We start from the raw sequence: 17,603 nt of genomic DNA, 5'->3' as shown, positions 1-17,603 counted from the left end.
TCACCAGAACATGTTCTCCGAATGATCGAGATTGTTCTCTTTGGGGACCATGACCTTTGTAACCGCATCAAGCAGGTCAGACATGCCAATGTGATCACTATCATTGCGTACAGCAAGCATACCAGCTTCCATGACTATTGCCCCGATATCAGCACCACTTGCCCCTTCTGTAAGAGAGGCCAGCTTTTTGACATCTACATCGCTACCAATGTTTAGCATATCCATATGAATAAGGAAGATCGTTTCACGACCATCCTGATCAGGTAATGGTATCTCGATGATACGGTCAAACCTGCCCGGCCTTACAATTGCCGGATCGAGAACGTCAGGTCTGTTGGTAGCAGCAATTATGCGTACATCACCTCTGTTGTCAAAGCCATCCATCTCAGCAAGAAGTTGCATAAGGGTCCTTTGAACCTCCCTGTCCGCACCGTTCGTATCCCCCAGACGTGTCGCTGCAATCGCATCCAGTTCATCGATAAAGATGATTGCAGGTGCTTTCTTCCTTGCCATCTCGAAGATATCACGAACAAGCTTTGCGCCATCGCCAATATACTTCTGCACAAGTTCAGAACCGACCACCCTAATAAAAGTAGCATTCGTTCTGTGAGCCACCGCTTTGGCAAGCAATGTTTTTCCTGTACCAGGCGGTCCGAAAAGCAGGACTCCTTTAGGAGGGGTTATACCAATGCGCTTAAAAGCTTCCGGTTTTGTGATCGGCAATTCTACAGATTCGCTTATCTCCCGTATCTGTTGGTCCAGACCACCTACCTGCGAATAGTCAACTTCCTGTGAATCGATAACCTCCATAGCCGTAATGAGCGGTTCATCTGATTCGGGGATAATATCGACCACTGCCAGAGTCTGCTGATTAAGCCCCACCCTTGCCCCCGGGACTAGCAGATCATCATCCTCGAAGTCCTGGGAAACATTCACAAGGAACTGAGGACCTGTACTGCTCCTGATCAGAGCTTTATCGTCATCAAAAATATCCACCACGCTTGCAACTACAAGAGGAGGGGACTTTAACCTCTCAATTTCCGACTGAAGCCGGTGCGTCTCTCGTTCATACTTAAGCTTTTGTGATTCAATATAACGCTTATCTGATTCCATCTGGTCATATTGCTCTTTCAGGAGATTGTTTCGCGATTCAAGCTGTTTCATCCTATCCAGCAGATATTTTGAAAAATCCTCATCGCTTTTTGAAACAAGTTCCCCATTACCAATGCCACTGAAGCTATAATTATTGCTTCTTGGCTCATCATCGATCGTTTCTGTCATAGCTCCGAATAATATTTAAGTAGATACGATATATAGCCCTTTCGTAAAGGGCAATTAAAATAGATTTAGGAGATGATACCGATGGAATGTGAAATATGTGGTACAGAGATCAAAGAAAAGCCGACAGACGTCACTATTGACGGAAGCCATCTTAAGGTGTGCAGTAAGTGTTCACAATACGGAAATGCGGCAAGGGCGCGCTCACCTGTATCCAGAAAGATATCACCTGTATCACCTAAACCAATTCGGAATGGTCCGAAAAGAACAACTTCCAGACGTGATCCTTTTGCCGAGCTGGATGATGAACTCGTGGATGAATACGAGACGGTCATGCGTGAAGCTCGTGAGAAACGCGGTTGGACACAAGAAGTGCTTGCCATTAAGATCAAAGAGAAAGCTTCCTTGATCAAAAAGATAGAAAGGGGAGAGATAACCCCAGAAGATTCTGTCAGGAAGAAGATCGAAAAGGCACTCAATGTAATTCTTATGGAACGGGTTGGCAAAGATGACTGGAATGATGATCGTTTGAACAACGGTACAACTCTCGGGGATATCGTTACAATAAAAAAGAAATAAAAACGCAATCTCCAATCAGCCATGGATGAAATATACTATCGGATATTGCTCATTTCAAGAGACATAAAGGGGAATTAAAATGCATCTCACAGAGAAAAGGATCGGATTCATAGGCACAGGCAAAATGGGAGAATCACTTATAAGAGGGATCCTTGCAGCACATAGCGAAATAACTCTGAATGCAAGTGATGTTTACAAGCCTGCTCTTGAAAGACTCAACAATGAATTAGGTATTAACGTCTCAACTGATAACACTGAGACCATAGGAGACTCCGATGTTGTCGTACTTGCAGTCAAACCGCAGATACTAAAGGACGTGCTGGTAGCCATCAAGGACAGCATCACTGCTGACAAACTAGTGATCTCTATTGCAGCAGGAGTTTCGGTAACAGCAATTGAAGATGAACTTAATGAAGGAACAAGGGTCGTACGAGTAATGCCAAACATTGCAGCAACCGTTGCAGAAGCTGCATCTGCCGTTTGTGCAGGCAAAAATGCTACTGAGGATGATATGGAGGTCGCACTTGAGATGTTCCAGTCTATTGGAAGTGCAATAACGATCCCAGAGAAGCTCATGGATGCGGTCACAGGCCTATCCGGAAGCGGACCTGCATACATATTCCCAGTTATAGAAGCATTGGCTGATGGTGCAGTACATGAAGGGCTGGACCGTGCAAATGCGATCACATTGGCAGCCCAGACAGTTCTTGGTGCTGCAAAAATGGTGCTGGAGACAGGAATGCACCCTGGAGAACTTAAGGACATGGTCACATCCCCTGCAGGAACAACCATCCGAGGAATACATACGCTTGAAGAAAGCGGCATACGAGCTGCTTTTATGAATGCGGTCATCGAATCTTCAAAACGATCAAAGGAACTGGGGAAGTAATCCACAAGGACCTTTTTTTGAAAAACGTAACAAAACAGCATGCAGCATCCAAACATTGATATAATTAGAAACCATAATTTAGTTCATTAAACTTTAATTCGGTTTGATGTGGGGATGAAAAATGAAATCTTTTGCTGTGATTCGGGCAGAGGACCCGAACAAGGTCAAAATAGCTTTGCACGATCTAGAACACTATGGGAGTATGAAATTTGGCTCGAACCCAAAAAGGATCGAACCAAACTATGCAGATCAAATTCTTGTAAGTGTATCAGGAGTACCACTTAAGACGAAATGCAATTCTGCAGCCTTGGTAGAACTTGATACGAATGCTGGCGCTGCAATAAGCAAATTGAGAAAGATACACCCTCCTGCACATGTTGTGATCGTAAGCCCAAGGCATGATGTATTTGAGGAACTTTTGGATAGCTCCGAACTTTATCCGGATTTTGACAGATCATTCGACATGTAAAAAATGTACTAATTCCATTATTTTCTTTTTTTAAAGTGATTTCCATAGTTTTATCATATATTTCTTTCTTCGATAGACCAAATACCCGTATATTGTAACAATTACAACTTGCACATATTTGCAAATGTTCTACCGTCACGAAACAAATAACATCCAAGGTGGATCAGATAAAACAAAGAAATTAGAATAAGAATGGGGCCGGGACCGAGAGTCGAACTCGAATCGTAGCCTCCACAGGGCTACAGGATAACCGCTACCCTACCCCGGCACGAAATAGGTGGTGCTTCACTACGAAGCACCTTATACTAGTATTTTTATTAGATAAACTTTTTGGCTCAAATAGGCCATCGAAGGATTATCCAAGTCTTTCGATGATAAGTTCTGCCACCTGTTTACCTGAAAGAAGCATTCCACCAAAGACAGGCCCCATACGAGGTGCACCTGCAACAGCATTAGCAGCCATTCCTGCAACGTAAAGGTTTGGATATACTTCCTTAGTAGTATCAAGGAGCATCTTTTCCCCGACATCAGCCCACATTGGTTTCTCACCCACCACACCAAGCTCACCAAGCTTTGCTCCGGGAACTTTGCGCTGGACAGTAGAACAAACGACTGCAGGATGGCCAGTGCCATCAACGACGACCTTAGAACGTATTGCCAGAGGATCAACATGTAACTTTCCGATCTCAACAGCAGTCCAATTGATAACAAGACCACATATCTCATCGTTTTCCCGGATCATAACATCCTCGACATTTACAAGGTTGAATATCTCAGCACCTGCAGATGTTGCACCACTGATGAGCTTACCAACAGATTCTATAGAATTTGCGACATAATAGCCATTTTCGTACTCATGGTAAGAGATACCAAACTCATCAAGGATGTGAAGTGCATCTTCCTGTACGACAATACGCGGGAACATCATACCGCCAGCCCACATGCCACCGCCAACAGCCAGTTTCTTCTCGTAGATGACCGTCTTCAGGCCTGCTTCTGCGAGATATTTTGCTGCTACAAGGTTAGCAGGGCCGCCGCCCACAAGTGCTACATCAACATCGGTGTAATCAAGGAAGACCTTTGAGAACTCTTCTATAATTGCTCTTGAAATCGTGACCTCATCCAGTTTCATATTAGTACCTCATAATAAATTTAAAGCAAAAGCTCATTGGATGCATGTATCTTAAAGTTATTGGAAACGGCAACTTCGATATACAAAAAAGAAAATGAAAAGAAACTAAATATTAAAAACGTACATGATAAAAATGACCAGGAAGTATCATGCTTTGTTAAGGGTCACCCAGAACATACTTCCCTTTTCGTACGGATTGTCACTCAATCCTACTTTACCACCATGCAGGTCAACTATCCTCTTGACTATCGCAAGACCAAGCCCCGTACCTTTAATCCCCCCTTTATCCAACCGCTTGAACCGGTCGAAGACCAATGCTTTATCCTCATCGGAGATGCCGAATCCCTGATCCAGAACCATTACCTTCCACCCACTCCCAATATCCTCCATTTCCACAGTAATACGAGTATTCTCAGGACTGTATTTCACCGCATTGGAAAGCAGATTAAAGAACACCTCCTCTATCATCGAATCTACTGATGCAGGATAAACACCATCCTGTGGCAAAGATACTTCAATTCCAGCCTCTTTCAACTGCGGACCCAGAGAATGTACGACGTTCCTTAAGACCACACCAAGGTCCATTGTATTTAGCTTCACTTGTGAAACCGACTCGACCTTTGCAAATGCAGCTGCGCTGTCGATCATATCAATGAGCTTGGCATTAGCACGCTTGATGGCATGGAGCATTTTAAGGTTCTCGCCCTCGAAATTACCCCTTTTTAAAAGTATATCAGTAAATCCTTTGACGGAACCTGCCGGATTCATAAGATCATGCCTGATAATGTCAATAAAGAGATCCTTTAACTCATTGGAATGTTCAAGTTCCTCCGCATACCTCTTTAAAGCAGCTTCAGCACTCCTGCGTTCAGTAACATCTTCACCAGAACTCAGAATCGATGTGTTTTTCCCTTCTTCATCCCAAATAAGGACATGGTGCCAACTGATAAGACGCTCTCCCCCGCCAAGAGTACGTATAGCCGTTTCAGTATATTCATAGGTATTTGAATCCCCATCGAGCAAACTGAAAAAAATAGCCTTTGAACTTTCAACATGGCCTTCAGGAAGGAAAGTATCAAACCAATTCTTGCCAAGGATCTCATCTTCACTACCACCAAGGATATCGCAGCCTTTTTTGTTGATAAGAGTGATATTTTGAGATTTGTCAACTACCACAAGAATTACGCCTGCAACATCAAGATAGTTTTGCGCCTGATCCCTTTGTTGCACCAACCTGTCATTCAACTGCCTTATTCTTAAAAGAGAACGCACACGTGTTGCAAGTTCCAATCTATCGACAGGTTTAGAAAGAAAGTCATCAGCACCTGCCTCAATACTCCGTATCTTATCGTCCTTACCAGAAAGTGCTGTTACCATTATGATAGGAATTAATTGATAGCGGGGGTCAGCCTTTAATGATTCACACACTTCAAAACCACTAACATCCGGCATCATTATGTCAAGCAGTATAAGATCAACATTTTCAGTTGCAACCTTCTCAAGACCTTCCACGCCACCATATGCAGAAATTATTTCATAATCCGGAGAGAGATATATCTCCATCAACTCTACATTCAGGGGTTCGTCATCGACGACCAGTATCTTTGTAGCAGAATCGCCACGCATCATTACACCAATATCTCTAATTAAGCAATTCCAACAAGGAATTCCACAATTCGCTTCTTGAACTCATGGATATCGATAGGTTTGGAAATGTAGCCAGTGCAACCTGCATCAAGGAATTTATCCTGGTCCCCTGCCATTGAATGAGCAGTAAGAGCTACAACAGGAATACCTGCAGTCTCCGAATCCTCCTTTAAGTGAGAAAGCACCTCAAGACCATCCATTCTCGGAAGTTGCATGTCCAGAAGAATAAGGTCATATTTAGCCTCTTTTACTTTATCAAGAGCTATCGGACCATCTTCTGCCTGACCTACTTCATACCCCCAGGATTCTAAAAGATTCACAGTTAATTCCATATTCATAGGATTATCTTCTACAACCAATATTTGAGCCATTCTTGCCACCTTAGTAATATTTTTGATTTAATTCCGTTGAACTGCCCACGGTACATATAGTATGTGCGGTAATTAGAAAGTTCACCAATAAATCTATATTGGGGCTATAAATATCATGCCCAAAATTATCCAATTACCTGAGATTTATGTTTGATAAAATGATATTTTGATATATTACCGACTCAATATATATTAATCATCCCGTTAAAGTCATATATTGAGATGGTATAGTTCGCATTCCTAAAGATAATAATTTGAAACGGACCTTCAGTAAAATTCACAGACCATCCGGAAATCGACCCAATCTAATAGATCTCTTACATTTTATTAATAAAAAAGAGCTGATAATATGGTCAGATCAAACCAGAAGACCACACAAAAAAGAGAAAGGGAAGAGGATGCAGACCCTACAGAACACTCTGCAGAACTAGTCATATTGAAACCGCAGGGATATCCACTTAGCAGTATGCTTGATGAATATCCGGAGATAGACAACGCAGAGGTCTTTGAACATTATGCAAGGAAACAGTGGAATGGTTTAGTAGTAAATGAGGGAGAATATTTGTTCGACCGTCGGATGTATCCGGATTTTGCGTATAAGATAATCGAGGTAGTACCACCTGCCTCATCCATAGGAATAAAGACTACCATAGTCATCAATGACGAAGAAAAAGTATTGAATATCCCCGGACTCAAGTCAGATGTCACTTTTGAAGACGTTGTAGGCCAGAGCTCAGCACGGCAGAAATGTAAGCTTATCGAGAGGTTTTTGGAAGAGCCGGAAAAGTTTGGCAAATGGGCTCCCAGAAACATACTTTTCTTTGGACCATCTGGCACAGGAAAGACAATGCTTGCAAAAGCTCTTGCAAATAAAACAGAAGTTCCATTGCTGCCCATCAAAGCAACCCAACTTATAGGGGAGTTCGTAGGAGAAGGTTCCCGACATATCCATCAACTTTATGAAAGAGCAGAAGAGATGCAGCCATGCATTATATTTATCGATGAGCTGGATGCGATAGCACTGGACAGGCGAAATCAGGAACTCAGAGGCGATGTCGCAGAGATAGTCAATGCATTGCTAACGGAAATGGATGGGATAGTAGAACGCCGTGGAGTTTGCACCATTGCCGCAACCAACCGTCCCAACAGCCTTGACCCGGCAGTAAGGAGCAGATTCGAGGAAGAAATAGAGTTTGCACTTCCTGATGAGCAAAACCGTTATTTGATAATCGAGAAGAATATCAACACATTCCCCCTACCTGTCAAGGATATAGATATGAAGAAAATAGCAAAGCTCACAGAGGGGCTTTCAGGAAGAGATATTGTAGAGAAGGTGCTTAAAACTGCATTGCATCAGGCAATAATGAATGATGAAGAAGTTATAAGCCATGATTATTTTGATAGTGTCATTTCCAAACTGACCAAAAAGGGAGACACTGCTGCATTGGATAGACTTTATATATGAAAGATGAAAATTTCAACCATTATAACTCAAGTGTGATATTATGAGTAACATAGAGGAAACTGACAGGTTTGAATGCAAGATCGTGAACATAATTGATAACCTGAAGCAATGGAAAGGTGTCGTTGTCGAAGATATTGACTCCGGTGGACGTGTATATTTTGCCAGGGTCAAAGCAGAAGGGTTCACTAAAGAGATAGGAGATTCACTATTTCTTAGCGTGAAGGAGTTACCATACGATATCGAAGAGATGTCCATTGAAGTCCACCTTTACGATGAGAATGATACCGAAATTGACTGGACCATACTTTGAACATATGAGAACACATCTTATTCATCGATCCATTCAATGTCGTAAATGTGTGTGATACCATTTTTGTCCACACTACTTATTTTTTGGACAGTATGCCTCATTAGCAGATCGAAGCATACCGGATCGAAGATGTTGAGATCGCAATCCTATTCCTGAAGAAGTGAATCCATATCAAAGAAATTATGTAACTATTCAGCCTACCTATAATCAATCCTGTATGACCAACCTTTACACAAAAAGATTAGAAGCTCAAACAATTGTTGGAATAAATGGCATTCCAGCAATTGCATTTCGAATTGCATCCATCACAGGAATCTGATTCTTCTTAACAGTAGAAATGTAACTTCTTACCCGCGAGAAAATTAATGCTCCTTGCATACTTCGGAATGTACCCGATATCTTCTGCTGTACTTTCATCATTCTCACATCCCTTTCTGCAAGATTATTCTCAAATGGAACTTTTAGATCATGCATAAACCTGAGAATATCATTTTTATAACCAATAAACCGATCCAGCAGATTTTTTGCTGTGGTTTGTTTAGTTCTTCCTCGCTTCTTTGATTTGGCTTGAAGTTGAGGATTTTCTTCTATCCCAATATGAATAATCTGGCCGTACCAATCTTCAAACTCTTTAATTCTCTCTGGTTTCATACAACCAGACATTCCTCGGATCTGGTCAACTGACTTTTTGACATCAATAAGTAGAATATTCATAGCTTTTGACCACAATTGATTATCGTTCTCGCTTACACTTGTTAATTCTCGCAATAGATGAGCATTACAGATCGAATGATCACAATCATATTTGTAATATGATTTCCAGAAATCATGAACTACTGTACCATTGAAATTTGGTAAGATTCCCATCGCATTCATTGCGTCAGAGCCTCTTTTTTGATGAGGATAATAACATGTCATTTTGTTTGTAGAAGCAACATGTAACCACTGTCGTTTTCCTTCTATCCTCATACCAGTTTCATCACAATTTATCACAGGAGATTCTATTAAGAAGTTCTTGATCTGCTGTTCGAAATCTTCAAGTTTTTCAAAACATGTCTTTTCTGCCCTGGCCAAAGTAGCGGGACTTATTTCACATCCACAAACATCAGCTAGCAATTCACAGCTGCGTTCATAAGGAAGTAATTGATAATCATGTAAGTAGACTGCTAATGATGCAAGACGCAAGCCATATTGCGTGGGTTGTTTAACCTTTTCTGAAAAAGTAGCTTTGTTCTTGCAACCGCAGTGAGGACAGGACTTGATTTCAGCACGATGTTCTGTTACTTGAAGTTTAATGGGAGGTATGTCAAATACTTGCCTTTTTTCATGATCTTTAACTTCTATATCTTCAAGCGATCTTTCACAATTGCTACATTTGTGTACTTTGTGAATTATAACTTCGTCAGGAACATCTACCATTCTGAGAGTAGTTCCAGGATGGTCTTTCTGACCACCTGGTTTCTTTCCACTCTTTTTTCGTCTGCTTTTTGTTTTTGGTTTCTCATTAATAAAAACATCAGTTGAAGGTGGTTTACTGCTGTTTCGGCTGTTTTTTTTGAGTTGCTCTTCCAATTTTTTAACTCGTTCTTCGAGTTCGGTTATTCTGGCAGCTTGTAGTTCTATGATCCTTTGTTGTTCAGCAATGATGTCGTACAATGTAGTGACAAGAGTGACAACTGCTTCGGGACCTTGTTCATAAACTGCTAGGATTTCTTTGCGTTTCGTGTTCATTCACCTCCTGTTTGGCAAAACCAATTGATTTTTTGGGTGTGAACTTAAATAGAATGCTACTACTTACTTTTTTCGTAAAAATCCATGTCAGAAGATGAAATAAATTGAGGTGGGGGGATTTTAGCACGCAAAGGTGGCTGAATAGTTACGAAATTATTAATATTCACAACGCCTGCATTTGACCCATATTCCATACCACCAGGAAGCATTTCCGGTGCCACTTCAAAACGTTGTTCTGTGCTAAGCTCAAACCATTCATGATTTATGATAAGGTTCCATTTGTTTTGAGAAGATTTCTGTGTAAAGAATGCTTCAATGGCATAATTGACGTTTATGCCAAGTTTCTTGTTCTCCGGTATTTTACGAGGAACCAGGTCCTTTTTGCGAGTATGATCATAACGGAATTTTTCAGGATAGTGGAACATCTGCCCAAAATTCATCTTTTCAGATATCAAACGGTTAATATCATGCTCAATGTCCTTTGAGCTGGCAAAGTTCAAAGCGATAGCCTGATCGATACGATTCAAAGGAATATCCCCTTCTTCTTTTGCAAGATTTACCGCAGTATTACAAACTTTGGTAGTGATCTTATTGATACCTTTTGATATCTGGACATCCCTGTCTTTCAGAGATGCTACCTTTGAAATTATATCATTGAATTCATCGATATGATAAGGATCAATGATGTGTTTTCGAATCGATTTCCTGTTTGCCCCCTCAACCGTAACCCCAATCGTGGGAGACTCATACGTATGTTCTTCACCTAACATAGCCCGCACCAACCAACATATAGAAGATTGTTGAACAACATATTAAAATGGTTTGGTACCTGACCAGAGATGTTAAACATCACAAAAGGGAACCTCGATAACCAAAAGATCCTCGGCGATCACTACGTCCTCGAATATCGCTTTTGCATCGTTCAGAAGCAGAGTTGCATCGTCTGAATATCTTGAACTTATGTGAGTTAATACAAGCTTTTTGACACCTGCTTTCTTAGCCAAAGCAGCAGCTTCACCTGCTGTTGAATGCATGGCCTCTTTTGCCCAATCGAGCATGTCGTCAGCAAGTGTGCTGTCATGTATCAACAGGTCAGCACCAACACTTGCTTCGAGGACATCAAGGCACGGACGCGTATCACCAGAGTAAACAACAGTTCGGCCAGGGCGTGGTTCACCTACGACATCCTCGGCTGAGATGATATTCCCATCTACTTCGACCGAACCACCATGGTGCAGTTTTGAAAAGAGGGGACCTACCGGGACACCAAGAGCAATGGCCTTATCACGATCAAATCTTCCAGGGCGCTCATCTTCAACAAGAGCAAAACCAATACTTGGAATGTTATGATCGGTCTTTAAAGCAATAACAGAGTAACCATCTCGCTTTACCGAGGTACCACTTTTAAGCTTTACTGCCTTTATTTCAAACTTCAATTTGTAGTAACCTATTGCAGAGAGAATTTTCACGAATTCTTCCACCCATTCCGGACCATATATTGTCAATGGTTCGGTGCGACCCTGAAAAGACATTGTCTGAACCAGACCGGGTATTCCGAGTATGTGGTCTGCATGGAAATGAGTTATAAATATAGAGGATAAGTTCATCATTCCAGTCTTTGCGCGCATCATCTGCTGTTGTGCACCCTCACCGCAATCAAACATAATAAGTTCCCCTTCTCTGTTGAGCATGATCGCTGAAGGGTTGCGGTTCGTTGTCGGCAAGGAACCACCCGTACCTAAGAATGTAACTTTGAGCATGTAAAGGATACAATGCGATAGAATTATTTATCTGTTATCACACCTATATGGACTACTCAATTGAATGGACAAAGCCAATGGCTCGAAAAGTTCATATAGAATCCTATTAGTAAAGGAAATCCTATTAACCTATATTATAATAATAAAAATTTACCTTACTATAATAAATACGAGGACTAATAATGCAATTCCAGGGAAGATCTAGAAGGAAATACACAGGAGCAAAGCTTAAATCTGCACGCGGAAAGAGGAAGTTCGAACTTGGCCGTGAACCTGCAGCAACCCACGTGAACGACACGAAGAGGAAGAACGTTCCAACCCATGGCGGAAATAGAAAAGTAAGGCTCCTTCAGGAAAATATTGCAAACGTGACAAATCCAGCTGATGGAAAGACAATAGTATCTGCTATCGAAACCGTTGTTGACAACGCAGCAAATGCACACTACGTCAGGCGTAATATCATCACAAAAGGATCAGTAATTCAGACCGCTGCAGGCAATGCACGTGTTACAAGCCGCCCTGGACAGGATGGAGTTGTCAACGCAATATTGATCGAGTAAATTACCCGATCATTCATTTTATACACTCAAAGGTGTTCAAGGCATGGATGAGCAAACACGCAACATACTGGAAATCCTTTCAGATGATGCAAGAACAAGCCCAGTAGAAATAGCAACCCTTACAGGCATGACAGCCGATGAGGTCAAGCAAAAGATCGAGTACCTTGAGAAAGCAAAGATCATTCGCAAGTACAAGACCATTATCGATTGGGACCTGGCAGGTGATGACTATGTGTATGCTATTATCGAGATTAAGATAAGCCTTGAACGCAAACTTGGATATCAGGCAATTGCCGAGAGACTTTATAAGTTCCCTGAAGTACGTTCAGTAAGGTTACTTTCAGGCGAACATGACATCGCAATGACAGTGCGAGGCAAATCCATGAAACAGGTCGCCTTCTTTGTAGCGGAGAAGATAGCGACACAGGAACAGGTCCAGAGCACTTCCACACACTTTGTTTTGAAGACCTATAAGGAAGATGGATTGGTCCTTGATGAACCAGAGAAAGTGAAAAAGCTCGTTGTCTCACCATAAGAGATCCTCGCAGATCTGCTTTTTCTAATTTGATCGGAGGAATCGATCTTGAGAACACAATGCAAACCCTCTCAATTCATAGCAAACCGAATGCAAAAGGTACCACCATCAGGTATCCGAAAGTTCTTTGACCTAGTATCAGATAGCGAAGACGTGATCACCCTAGGAGTGGGAGAACCGGATTATGTGACACCATGGCACATAAGGGAAGCGTGCATACACTCTATCGAGTATGGAGAAACATCCTACACTTCCAACTATGGACTTATGGAACTTCGCGAAGAGCTCTCAAAACACTATACCCGAAGACATAATGTTTACTATGAACCTGAGACTGAGATCCTTGTCACCGCTGGAGTCAGCGAAGGACTCGACCTTGCGATCAGAGCGATAGTCAACCCCGGAGACGAGATAATCGTCGTACAGCCTTCATATGTCGCCTACGTACCAGCCATCATCTTTGCAGGCGGAGTCCCTGTGACCCTTGGTGCCAGGCCAGAGAATGACTTCAAGATAACAGCAGATGAGATCAGAGCCGCAATAACCAACAAGACAAAAGCGGTCATCATAAATTATCCCAATAACCCCACCGGCGCTACAATGGACAAAAGTGACCTCGAGGCCATCGCAGATGTCATTGTGGAACACAACATCCTGATGATATCGGATGAAGTGTATGAAAGGCTTACCTACGAAGGGACCCATACCTGCTTCTCCTCACTTGAAGGCATGCGCGACCGTACCATTCTACTTAATGGATTTTCAAAAGCATATGCAATGACAGGATTCAGGATGGCATACGCCCTTGCACCGAAAGAGATCATTGATGCAATGATGCTTATCCACCAGTACACCATGATTTGCGCCCCGATAACTGCCCAGATAGGAGCTATTGAAGCCCTTCGCAATGGCGAGGAAGAAGTGGAGAAGATGGCCAGAGAGTACAATCGCCGCAGAAAGCTAATTGTCGGCGGCCTGAACAAGATAGGACTTGATTGCTTCAACCCAAGAGGTGCATTCTATGCATTCCCGGCAATAAGCAGCACAGGACTTTCAGCCGATGAATTTGCAGAAAGACTGCTTAATGAGTATAAGGTAGTGACAATCCCAGGGAATATCTTCGGAGACACAGGAGATGGCTTCCTCAGATGTGCATATGCAGCATCAAGAGAAGACATCAAGGAAGCCCTTGATAGGATAGGCAATTTCGTCGATGGATTATGATAGCTCTTTTTTACGCATGCAATGAAGCCAATAGGCTTCATGTTGTAGATTTAAGTTTTATTTGATTTTTTAAGTTACCCCTATTTACAACACGACACTTTTGGCTGAACTGTGCCATATTAGAGTTCTTTTTTAATAAAATGTTTTATGAATCTACTATTACAACGTGACAATAGCTTTTGCCAGTTGCATGATATGTGGATAAAATAAATCAGTTTATAGGGCAGATTTTTCACACTTTGAATGAAACAGAGGGATTCTACAAAGGGTGTGTGATCATTACCATTTATCTACAATATAAATATTTAAATATTCAGAAACCATTAAGTAAAATAGCCAACAATTATATTTCATGACAAAACCCATTTTTGAGATCGTCAGCATTGGCAACAGGGAAGATAGCTACACCAACCTGAGTAAACATTCATTTGCTACTTCATCCCAATTCAAGGAAAAGGTCAACAATTGAAAAATTGAACGAAATTGAGGAGATGAAATGAAATTAAAAAACATCTTATTGTTGCTTGTTGTTTTGAATTCTATGTTTATTTTAGGATATGCTTTAGGAAAGGACATAATGCCATTTGAAAATAACACCGAACAGTCTTTTGAAAATCAGATAAGTATGACTGATAATTTTAAAGTCGAAAACGATCATGTATTTAAAATTGGTGAAAATGTAATTACATCAAAATATTTTAATACGATGAGTCGTAGCTTTTCAGGAACAGTTGTGGATATTAATTATTGTGAAACTGGAAATATTATAACAATTTATAATTCTTCAACTGATGAGACTAAAATATTAAAAGAAGAATGGATTGCCGAGTTTGGACAACGAAAATTCGATTTGATAAATGATGAGAACAGTCGCTAAAATTATACAAAACTTCGTTATTGGAAGATCTAGCTGATTTGCGGAGTGTTCCATCAAACCCAGGTAAAAAGACCTCCGAGATACAATCGATACCTCGGATGTGCTATACGCAGCACCAAGGGATATATCAAGGAAGCAGTGAAAGAATCGATAATTTTGTCAAGGGATCATAAATTGATCCATTTTTATATCAACAACACCTTTTTCAATGATTTATTACAATGAGCTTCAAACTACCCCGATCACTCAGCCAGAAGTTCCTTATCTATGTTTGCGACCAGAACTGTCACTTTTTCATACCACTTATCGATATTTTCCTGAATCATTTCTTTAACTTTTATAGGGTCGACAGCCACGTATTCATAAAAATAGCCGCCAATATCGATGGTCTTGGTCTCACGATAAACAAGACCACACGAGATAAGGTTCTGTAGTGAACGATACGCTGTACTACGTTCCCGATTAAGGAACTCGCCAAGGTTCTCCGCAGTCATTGGACCATTTGCAAGAAGAAATTTATATGCCTCCATATCAAGTGTTTTAAGCCCCAAGATACACTTTGCCACATCGTCACACTGACAATTGGCCCTTAACATTTCCCGAATCGATGTAGTCATTTTTTACCACTTGAGAGATTCAAACTTTGAAGCTACTTTTGCGTAGTTTATACAAAACCATAACAATCACGTAGTTAATTATATATATAGTTTATTAGAATCCATCACATGTTGAAAACTATAATCCCTGAAGATGAACGCTCCAAGGAGCCCCTTGATACTGAACGCTTGATATATCACCCGGACATGATACGTGCCAATGAATGGGTATTATCAGAATATCAACCACCGACAAGGGATTTTTGCATCTTTGTCCCATGCGCAATGAGAAAACCATACCATACCAGTCCGTCACACAAAATGTATGATCGGATCATCTTTGGAATTCTCGATCAGGAAGAGGCACATGTAGTCGTTTTCGGGACCTGCGGAATAACCCCCAGAGAGATCGATACAGAATATCCATTCACAGACTATAAGTTCATGATGGGAAAATGCAATGTGGCAAAGATAAAACGGGATTTTATAAAAATAGAAAGCAAGAGGCTTGCAAGATATCTGGAAAAAACACGTGATAACTACAATCACAGGATTGCCTACTGCATAGGAGATTTCAGAACAGCAATGGAAAAAGCTGTTGAGATGACAAATATAGAAGTCTCCATTATCCCTAAAAAAGAAACAATGGAAGAACTTGCCAACCCAGACAAGCGTTTCGTCTATGGCAGCCTGAGCCAGCAACAGTACCTTCAGGACTTTTCAGATTCCATCACAGAAAAAATGAACATCGACGCACGCACTGTTGGCGTTCACGAAGACCTGTCCACCAATGATATGGACTGGTACCTTTTGTAAAGCAGCTCAATACTCAAAAAAAGTTTAAAATTAGGTACCTTAAAAGGTACCTTTTTGTTCCGTAAAATATTATTTCTCGAGGTATGGAGACTGTGGAAGTACTGCCATGCCACTGTCGGAAATGTTGAGAACCCTTACTTCATTGATAGTGCCCGAACCCCTGAGCTTCATGACATAGACAGTACGCTGCAAGTTACTCCCAATGACCTCACGCCCGAGCTTAATAACAGAATCAGCGCCATACTCGACCATCTCATCAAGACCGAACATTACACCTACCGTGATAAGGGAAGTTACCTCCCGTTTCCTGAAAACTCCAAAGACATCATCGATCAATGTGCGAAGCTTGTAATTTGATTCTATAGCAAGGAATATTGCCTCCACGGAATCGATAAAGACCCTATCAGGTTTCGTCTCCTCGAGCTTGCTTTCAATAAGCTTCTTGAAGCTCTTGATAAGTTCCATAGGAGCTATTTCCACACTTTTCTGAAGACGAAGACTTGGATCTGTAATATCTACAAATACAAGTTTTCCATCCTTTACAAGACCATCGAGGTCCCATCCGAAAGAAGATTGCATTTCACGCACAAGAGACTTTGACTCCTCAGAGGTGATGATACACATCACAGTTTCGCCCTTGTTGACACCTTCCATCAGGAACTGAGTGCCAAAGATTGTTTTACCTGTACCGGATTTCCCTGAAACTACATTAGCAGTCCCTTTGAAAAAACCACCTTTCAACATCTCATCTAGCCCACGAATTCCCGTACTGACCCTTTCTTGAATTACTTCATCAGCCATATTTACACCTGATAATTATATTAGATTATGTTGAATGTTTTTAAAAGAATTTTGGAGATAATACAGCAATGAAAAGATGCACCCCAATTGATCGAACATCTTAGAATCAACTGTATTGCAACGTTAATATGTCTTGTTATGATATAAAAAATGATTTATGCTATTAAAAAAGCAGCGGAACTTATACCTCCACAACTTCCTCCCCCTCTTCACGCAGGACCTCAAGGAAAATGTCCCTGAACAACAACTTCTCGATCGTCCTCGCAACATATCCGCGATGTTGGTGTTTCTGTATATCCTCATTAAGACGAAGATCAGAATCCACCTGCACACGTATCAGACATAATCTGAATCCTTCAGCATCATTTAGTTCAAGGGAATAAAAACGATTCAATAAATAAGGAAGTATATATGGATCATCTATAGCTTCACAAAGAAGCAATTGTTCCTCAGAGATTTCTCCCGTATCCACATCAAGGGAAAGATTACCTGTTATCAATCTAAGAGTTTTTAATGAATATTTATTATTATCAATTGTTGTATACTCGGCCATATGACACCGC

The 17,603-nt window shown here is 41.2% G+C and carries 20 protein-coding genes and 1 tRNA gene; 10 read left to right on the top strand and 11 right to left on the bottom strand.

The annotated features are described in order from the left end of the window. Positions 1 to 1,281, bottom strand: a complete 1,281-nt coding sequence (locus tag MBUR_RS10925; RefSeq protein ID WP_011500126.1) for a proteasome-activating nucleotidase — start codon at positions 1,279 to 1,281, stop codon at positions 1 to 3. 81 nt (positions 1,282 to 1,362) lie between these two features. Here MBUR_RS10925 and MBUR_RS10920 point away from each other — a divergent pair, with 81 nt between their 5' ends. From MBUR_RS10920 to MBUR_RS10910, 3 genes are all read left to right on the top strand, one after another. Next, the gene (locus MBUR_RS10920; protein WP_011500125.1) at positions 1,363 to 1,857 is read left to right on the top strand and encodes a multiprotein bridging factor aMBF1; all 495 of its coding nucleotides are present in this window, start codon (positions 1,363 to 1,365) and stop codon (positions 1,855 to 1,857) included. A 79-nt stretch (positions 1,858 to 1,936) separates the two neighbouring features. Further along, on the top strand, positions 1,937 to 2,746 hold the full coding sequence (gene proC / locus MBUR_RS10915; RefSeq protein ID WP_011500124.1) for a pyrroline-5-carboxylate reductase: 810 nt from the start codon (positions 1,937 to 1,939) through the stop codon (positions 2,744 to 2,746). A 121-nt stretch (positions 2,747 to 2,867) separates the two neighbouring features. After that, positions 2,868 to 3,215 (top strand): DUF356 domain-containing protein, encoded by a 348-nt coding sequence (locus MBUR_RS10910; protein WP_011500123.1) that lies wholly within the window; start codon positions 2,868 to 2,870, stop codon positions 3,213 to 3,215. 193 nt (positions 3,216 to 3,408) lie between these two features. Here MBUR_RS10910 and MBUR_RS10905 read toward each other — a convergent pair. From MBUR_RS10905 to MBUR_RS10890, 4 genes are all read right to left on the bottom strand, one after another. Further along, positions 3,409 to 3,483: transfer RNA gene (locus MBUR_RS10905), tRNA-His, on the bottom strand. An 87-nt stretch (positions 3,484 to 3,570) separates the two neighbouring features. Continuing rightward, positions 3,571 to 4,347, bottom strand: coding sequence for a sulfide-dependent adenosine diphosphate thiazole synthase (locus tag MBUR_RS10900; protein ID WP_011500122.1), 777 nt, complete (start codon positions 4,345 to 4,347; stop codon positions 3,571 to 3,573). A gap of 147 nt (positions 4,348 to 4,494) precedes the next feature. After that, positions 4,495 to 5,976, bottom strand: a complete 1,482-nt coding sequence (locus MBUR_RS10895) for a response regulator (RefSeq protein WP_052286239.1) — start codon at positions 5,974 to 5,976, stop codon at positions 4,495 to 4,497. Between the two features lie 17 nt (positions 5,977 to 5,993). Next, positions 5,994 to 6,365: a response regulator gene (locus tag MBUR_RS10890; RefSeq protein WP_011500120.1), complete on the bottom strand. Its 372-nt coding sequence runs from the start codon at positions 6,363 to 6,365 to the stop codon at positions 5,994 to 5,996. 349 nt (positions 6,366 to 6,714) lie between these two features. On the opposite strand from MBUR_RS10890, the gene MBUR_RS10885 reads away from it, so the two are divergent. Both MBUR_RS10885 and MBUR_RS10880 read left to right on the top strand, forming a co-directional pair. Then, entirely contained in the window at positions 6,715 to 7,830 is a 1,116-nt protein-coding gene (locus tag MBUR_RS10885) for an AAA family ATPase (protein ID WP_011500119.1), read from the top strand. Positions 7,831 to 7,870: 40 nt separating this feature from the next. Then, positions 7,871 to 8,140: a hypothetical protein gene (locus MBUR_RS10880; RefSeq protein WP_011500118.1), complete on the top strand. Its 270-nt coding sequence runs from the start codon at positions 7,871 to 7,873 to the stop codon at positions 8,138 to 8,140. Positions 8,141 to 8,389: 249 nt separating this feature from the next. Here MBUR_RS10880 and MBUR_RS10875 read toward each other — a convergent pair whose 3' ends face one another. From MBUR_RS10875 to rnz, 3 genes are all read right to left on the bottom strand, one after another. Then, complete coding sequence (locus tag MBUR_RS10875; protein WP_011498778.1) at positions 8,390 to 9,871, bottom strand: IS66-like element ISMbu5 family transposase; 1,482 nt, start codon at positions 9,869 to 9,871, stop codon at positions 8,390 to 8,392. Between the two features lie 59 nt (positions 9,872 to 9,930). Further along, positions 9,931 to 10,641 carry a hypothetical protein gene (locus MBUR_RS10870; RefSeq protein ID WP_011500117.1) on the bottom strand — a complete coding sequence of 237 codons (711 nt, stop codon included), beginning with the start codon at positions 10,639 to 10,641 and terminating at the stop codon, positions 9,931 to 9,933. A 72-nt stretch (positions 10,642 to 10,713) separates the two neighbouring features. Next, on the bottom strand, positions 10,714 to 11,631 hold the full coding sequence (rnz, locus tag MBUR_RS10865) for a ribonuclease Z (RefSeq protein ID WP_011500116.1): 918 nt from the start codon (positions 11,629 to 11,631) through the stop codon (positions 10,714 to 10,716). Positions 11,632 to 11,813: 182 nt separating this feature from the next. Between rnz and MBUR_RS10860 the strand changes: the two genes are divergently transcribed. The 4 genes from MBUR_RS10860 to MBUR_RS10845 all read left to right on the top strand — a co-directional run bounded on the left by MBUR_RS10860 (position 11,814) and on the right by MBUR_RS10845 (position 14,827). Beyond that, positions 11,814 to 12,191: a 30S ribosomal protein S8e gene (locus MBUR_RS10860; RefSeq protein ID WP_011500115.1), complete on the top strand. Its 378-nt coding sequence runs from the start codon at positions 11,814 to 11,816 to the stop codon at positions 12,189 to 12,191. A 43-nt stretch (positions 12,192 to 12,234) separates the two neighbouring features. Then, complete coding sequence (locus tag MBUR_RS10855) at positions 12,235 to 12,726, top strand: Lrp/AsnC family transcriptional regulator (protein WP_011500114.1); 492 nt, start codon at positions 12,235 to 12,237, stop codon at positions 12,724 to 12,726. Between the two features lie 48 nt (positions 12,727 to 12,774). Further along, entirely contained in the window at positions 12,775 to 13,950 is a 1,176-nt protein-coding gene (locus MBUR_RS10850; RefSeq protein ID WP_011500113.1) for an aminotransferase class I/II-fold pyridoxal phosphate-dependent enzyme, read from the top strand. 496 nt (positions 13,951 to 14,446) lie between these two features. Further along, positions 14,447 to 14,827: a hypothetical protein gene (locus MBUR_RS10845; RefSeq protein WP_011500112.1), complete on the top strand. Its 381-nt coding sequence runs from the start codon at positions 14,447 to 14,449 to the stop codon at positions 14,825 to 14,827. Between the two features lie 242 nt (positions 14,828 to 15,069). On the opposite strand, the gene MBUR_RS10840 is transcribed toward MBUR_RS10845, so the two are convergent. Next, complete coding sequence (locus MBUR_RS10840; RefSeq protein WP_011500111.1) at positions 15,070 to 15,444, bottom strand: helix-turn-helix domain-containing protein; 375 nt, start codon at positions 15,442 to 15,444, stop codon at positions 15,070 to 15,072. A 108-nt stretch (positions 15,445 to 15,552) separates the two neighbouring features. On the opposite strand from MBUR_RS10840, the gene MBUR_RS10835 reads away from it, so the two are divergent. Next, positions 15,553 to 16,239, top strand: coding sequence for a DUF5591 domain-containing protein (locus MBUR_RS10835; protein ID WP_011500110.1), 687 nt, complete (start codon positions 15,553 to 15,555; stop codon positions 16,237 to 16,239). Positions 16,240 to 16,308: 69 nt separating this feature from the next. Here the strand turns inward: MBUR_RS10835 and MBUR_RS10830 are convergent, their stop codons facing one another. Together MBUR_RS10830 and MBUR_RS10825 are read right to left on the bottom strand one after the other, a co-directional pair. Next, positions 16,309 to 17,040, bottom strand: coding sequence for an RAD55 family ATPase (locus tag MBUR_RS10830; protein ID WP_011500109.1), 732 nt, complete (start codon positions 17,038 to 17,040; stop codon positions 16,309 to 16,311). A 181-nt stretch (positions 17,041 to 17,221) separates the two neighbouring features. Further along, positions 17,222 to 17,593: a hypothetical protein gene (locus tag MBUR_RS10825; protein ID WP_011500108.1), complete on the bottom strand. Its 372-nt coding sequence runs from the start codon at positions 17,591 to 17,593 to the stop codon at positions 17,222 to 17,224. Positions 17,594 to 17,603 lie beyond the last annotated feature (10 nt).

Origin of the sequence: Methanococcoides burtonii DSM 6242 (assembly GCF_000013725.1) — an archaeon.
Lineage (GTDB): Archaea > Halobacteriota > Methanosarcinia > Methanosarcinales > Methanosarcinaceae > Methanococcoides > Methanococcoides burtonii.
Note: the sequence above shows the minus strand (reverse complement) of the source record. Positions and strands in the feature narration are given on the sequence as shown.

Excerpts from the sequence above, each read along its gene's own strand:
- MBUR_RS10925 (WP_011500126.1), bottom strand. The coding sequence starts at position 1,281 with ATGACAGAAACGATCGATGATGAGCCAAGAAGCAATAATTATAGCTTC.
- MBUR_RS10920 (WP_011500125.1), top strand. The coding sequence starts at position 1,363 with ATGGAATGTGAAATATGTGGTACAGAGATCAAAGAAAAGCCGACAGAC.
- proC (WP_011500124.1), top strand. The coding sequence starts at position 1,937 with ATGCATCTCACAGAGAAAAGGATCGGATTCATAGGCACAGGCAAAATG.
- MBUR_RS10910 (WP_011500123.1), top strand. The coding sequence starts at position 2,868 with ATGAAATCTTTTGCTGTGATTCGGGCAGAGGACCCGAACAAGGTCAAA.
- MBUR_RS10900 (WP_011500122.1), bottom strand. The coding sequence starts at position 4,347 with ATGAAACTGGATGAGGTCACGATTTCAAGAGCAATTATAGAAGAGTTC.
- MBUR_RS10895 (WP_052286239.1), bottom strand. The coding sequence starts at position 5,976 with ATGATGCGTGGCGATTCTGCTACAAAGATACTGGTCGTCGATGACGAA.
- MBUR_RS10890 (WP_011500120.1), bottom strand. The coding sequence starts at position 6,365 with ATGGCTCAAATATTGGTTGTAGAAGATAATCCTATGAATATGGAATTA.
- MBUR_RS10885 (WP_011500119.1), top strand. The coding sequence starts at position 6,715 with ATGGTCAGATCAAACCAGAAGACCACACAAAAAAGAGAAAGGGAAGAG.
- MBUR_RS10880 (WP_011500118.1), top strand. The coding sequence starts at position 7,871 with ATGAGTAACATAGAGGAAACTGACAGGTTTGAATGCAAGATCGTGAAC.
- MBUR_RS10875 (WP_011498778.1), bottom strand. The coding sequence starts at position 9,871 with ATGAACACGAAACGCAAAGAAATCCTAGCAGTTTATGAACAAGGTCCC.
- MBUR_RS10870 (WP_011500117.1), bottom strand. The coding sequence starts at position 10,641 with ATGTTAGGTGAAGAACATACGTATGAGTCTCCCACGATTGGGGTTACG.
- rnz (WP_011500116.1), bottom strand. The coding sequence starts at position 11,631 with ATGCTCAAAGTTACATTCTTAGGTACGGGTGGTTCCTTGCCGACAACG.
- MBUR_RS10860 (WP_011500115.1), top strand. The coding sequence starts at position 11,814 with ATGCAATTCCAGGGAAGATCTAGAAGGAAATACACAGGAGCAAAGCTT.
- MBUR_RS10855 (WP_011500114.1), top strand. The coding sequence starts at position 12,235 with ATGGATGAGCAAACACGCAACATACTGGAAATCCTTTCAGATGATGCA.
- MBUR_RS10845 (WP_011500112.1), top strand. The coding sequence starts at position 14,447 with ATGAAATTAAAAAACATCTTATTGTTGCTTGTTGTTTTGAATTCTATG.
- MBUR_RS10840 (WP_011500111.1), bottom strand. The coding sequence starts at position 15,444 with ATGACTACATCGATTCGGGAAATGTTAAGGGCCAATTGTCAGTGTGAC.
- MBUR_RS10835 (WP_011500110.1), top strand. The coding sequence starts at position 15,553 with ATGTTGAAAACTATAATCCCTGAAGATGAACGCTCCAAGGAGCCCCTT.
- MBUR_RS10830 (WP_011500109.1), bottom strand. The coding sequence starts at position 17,040 with ATGGCTGATGAAGTAATTCAAGAAAGGGTCAGTACGGGAATTCGTGGG.
- MBUR_RS10825 (WP_011500108.1), bottom strand. The coding sequence starts at position 17,593 with ATGGCCGAGTATACAACAATTGATAATAATAAATATTCATTAAAAACT.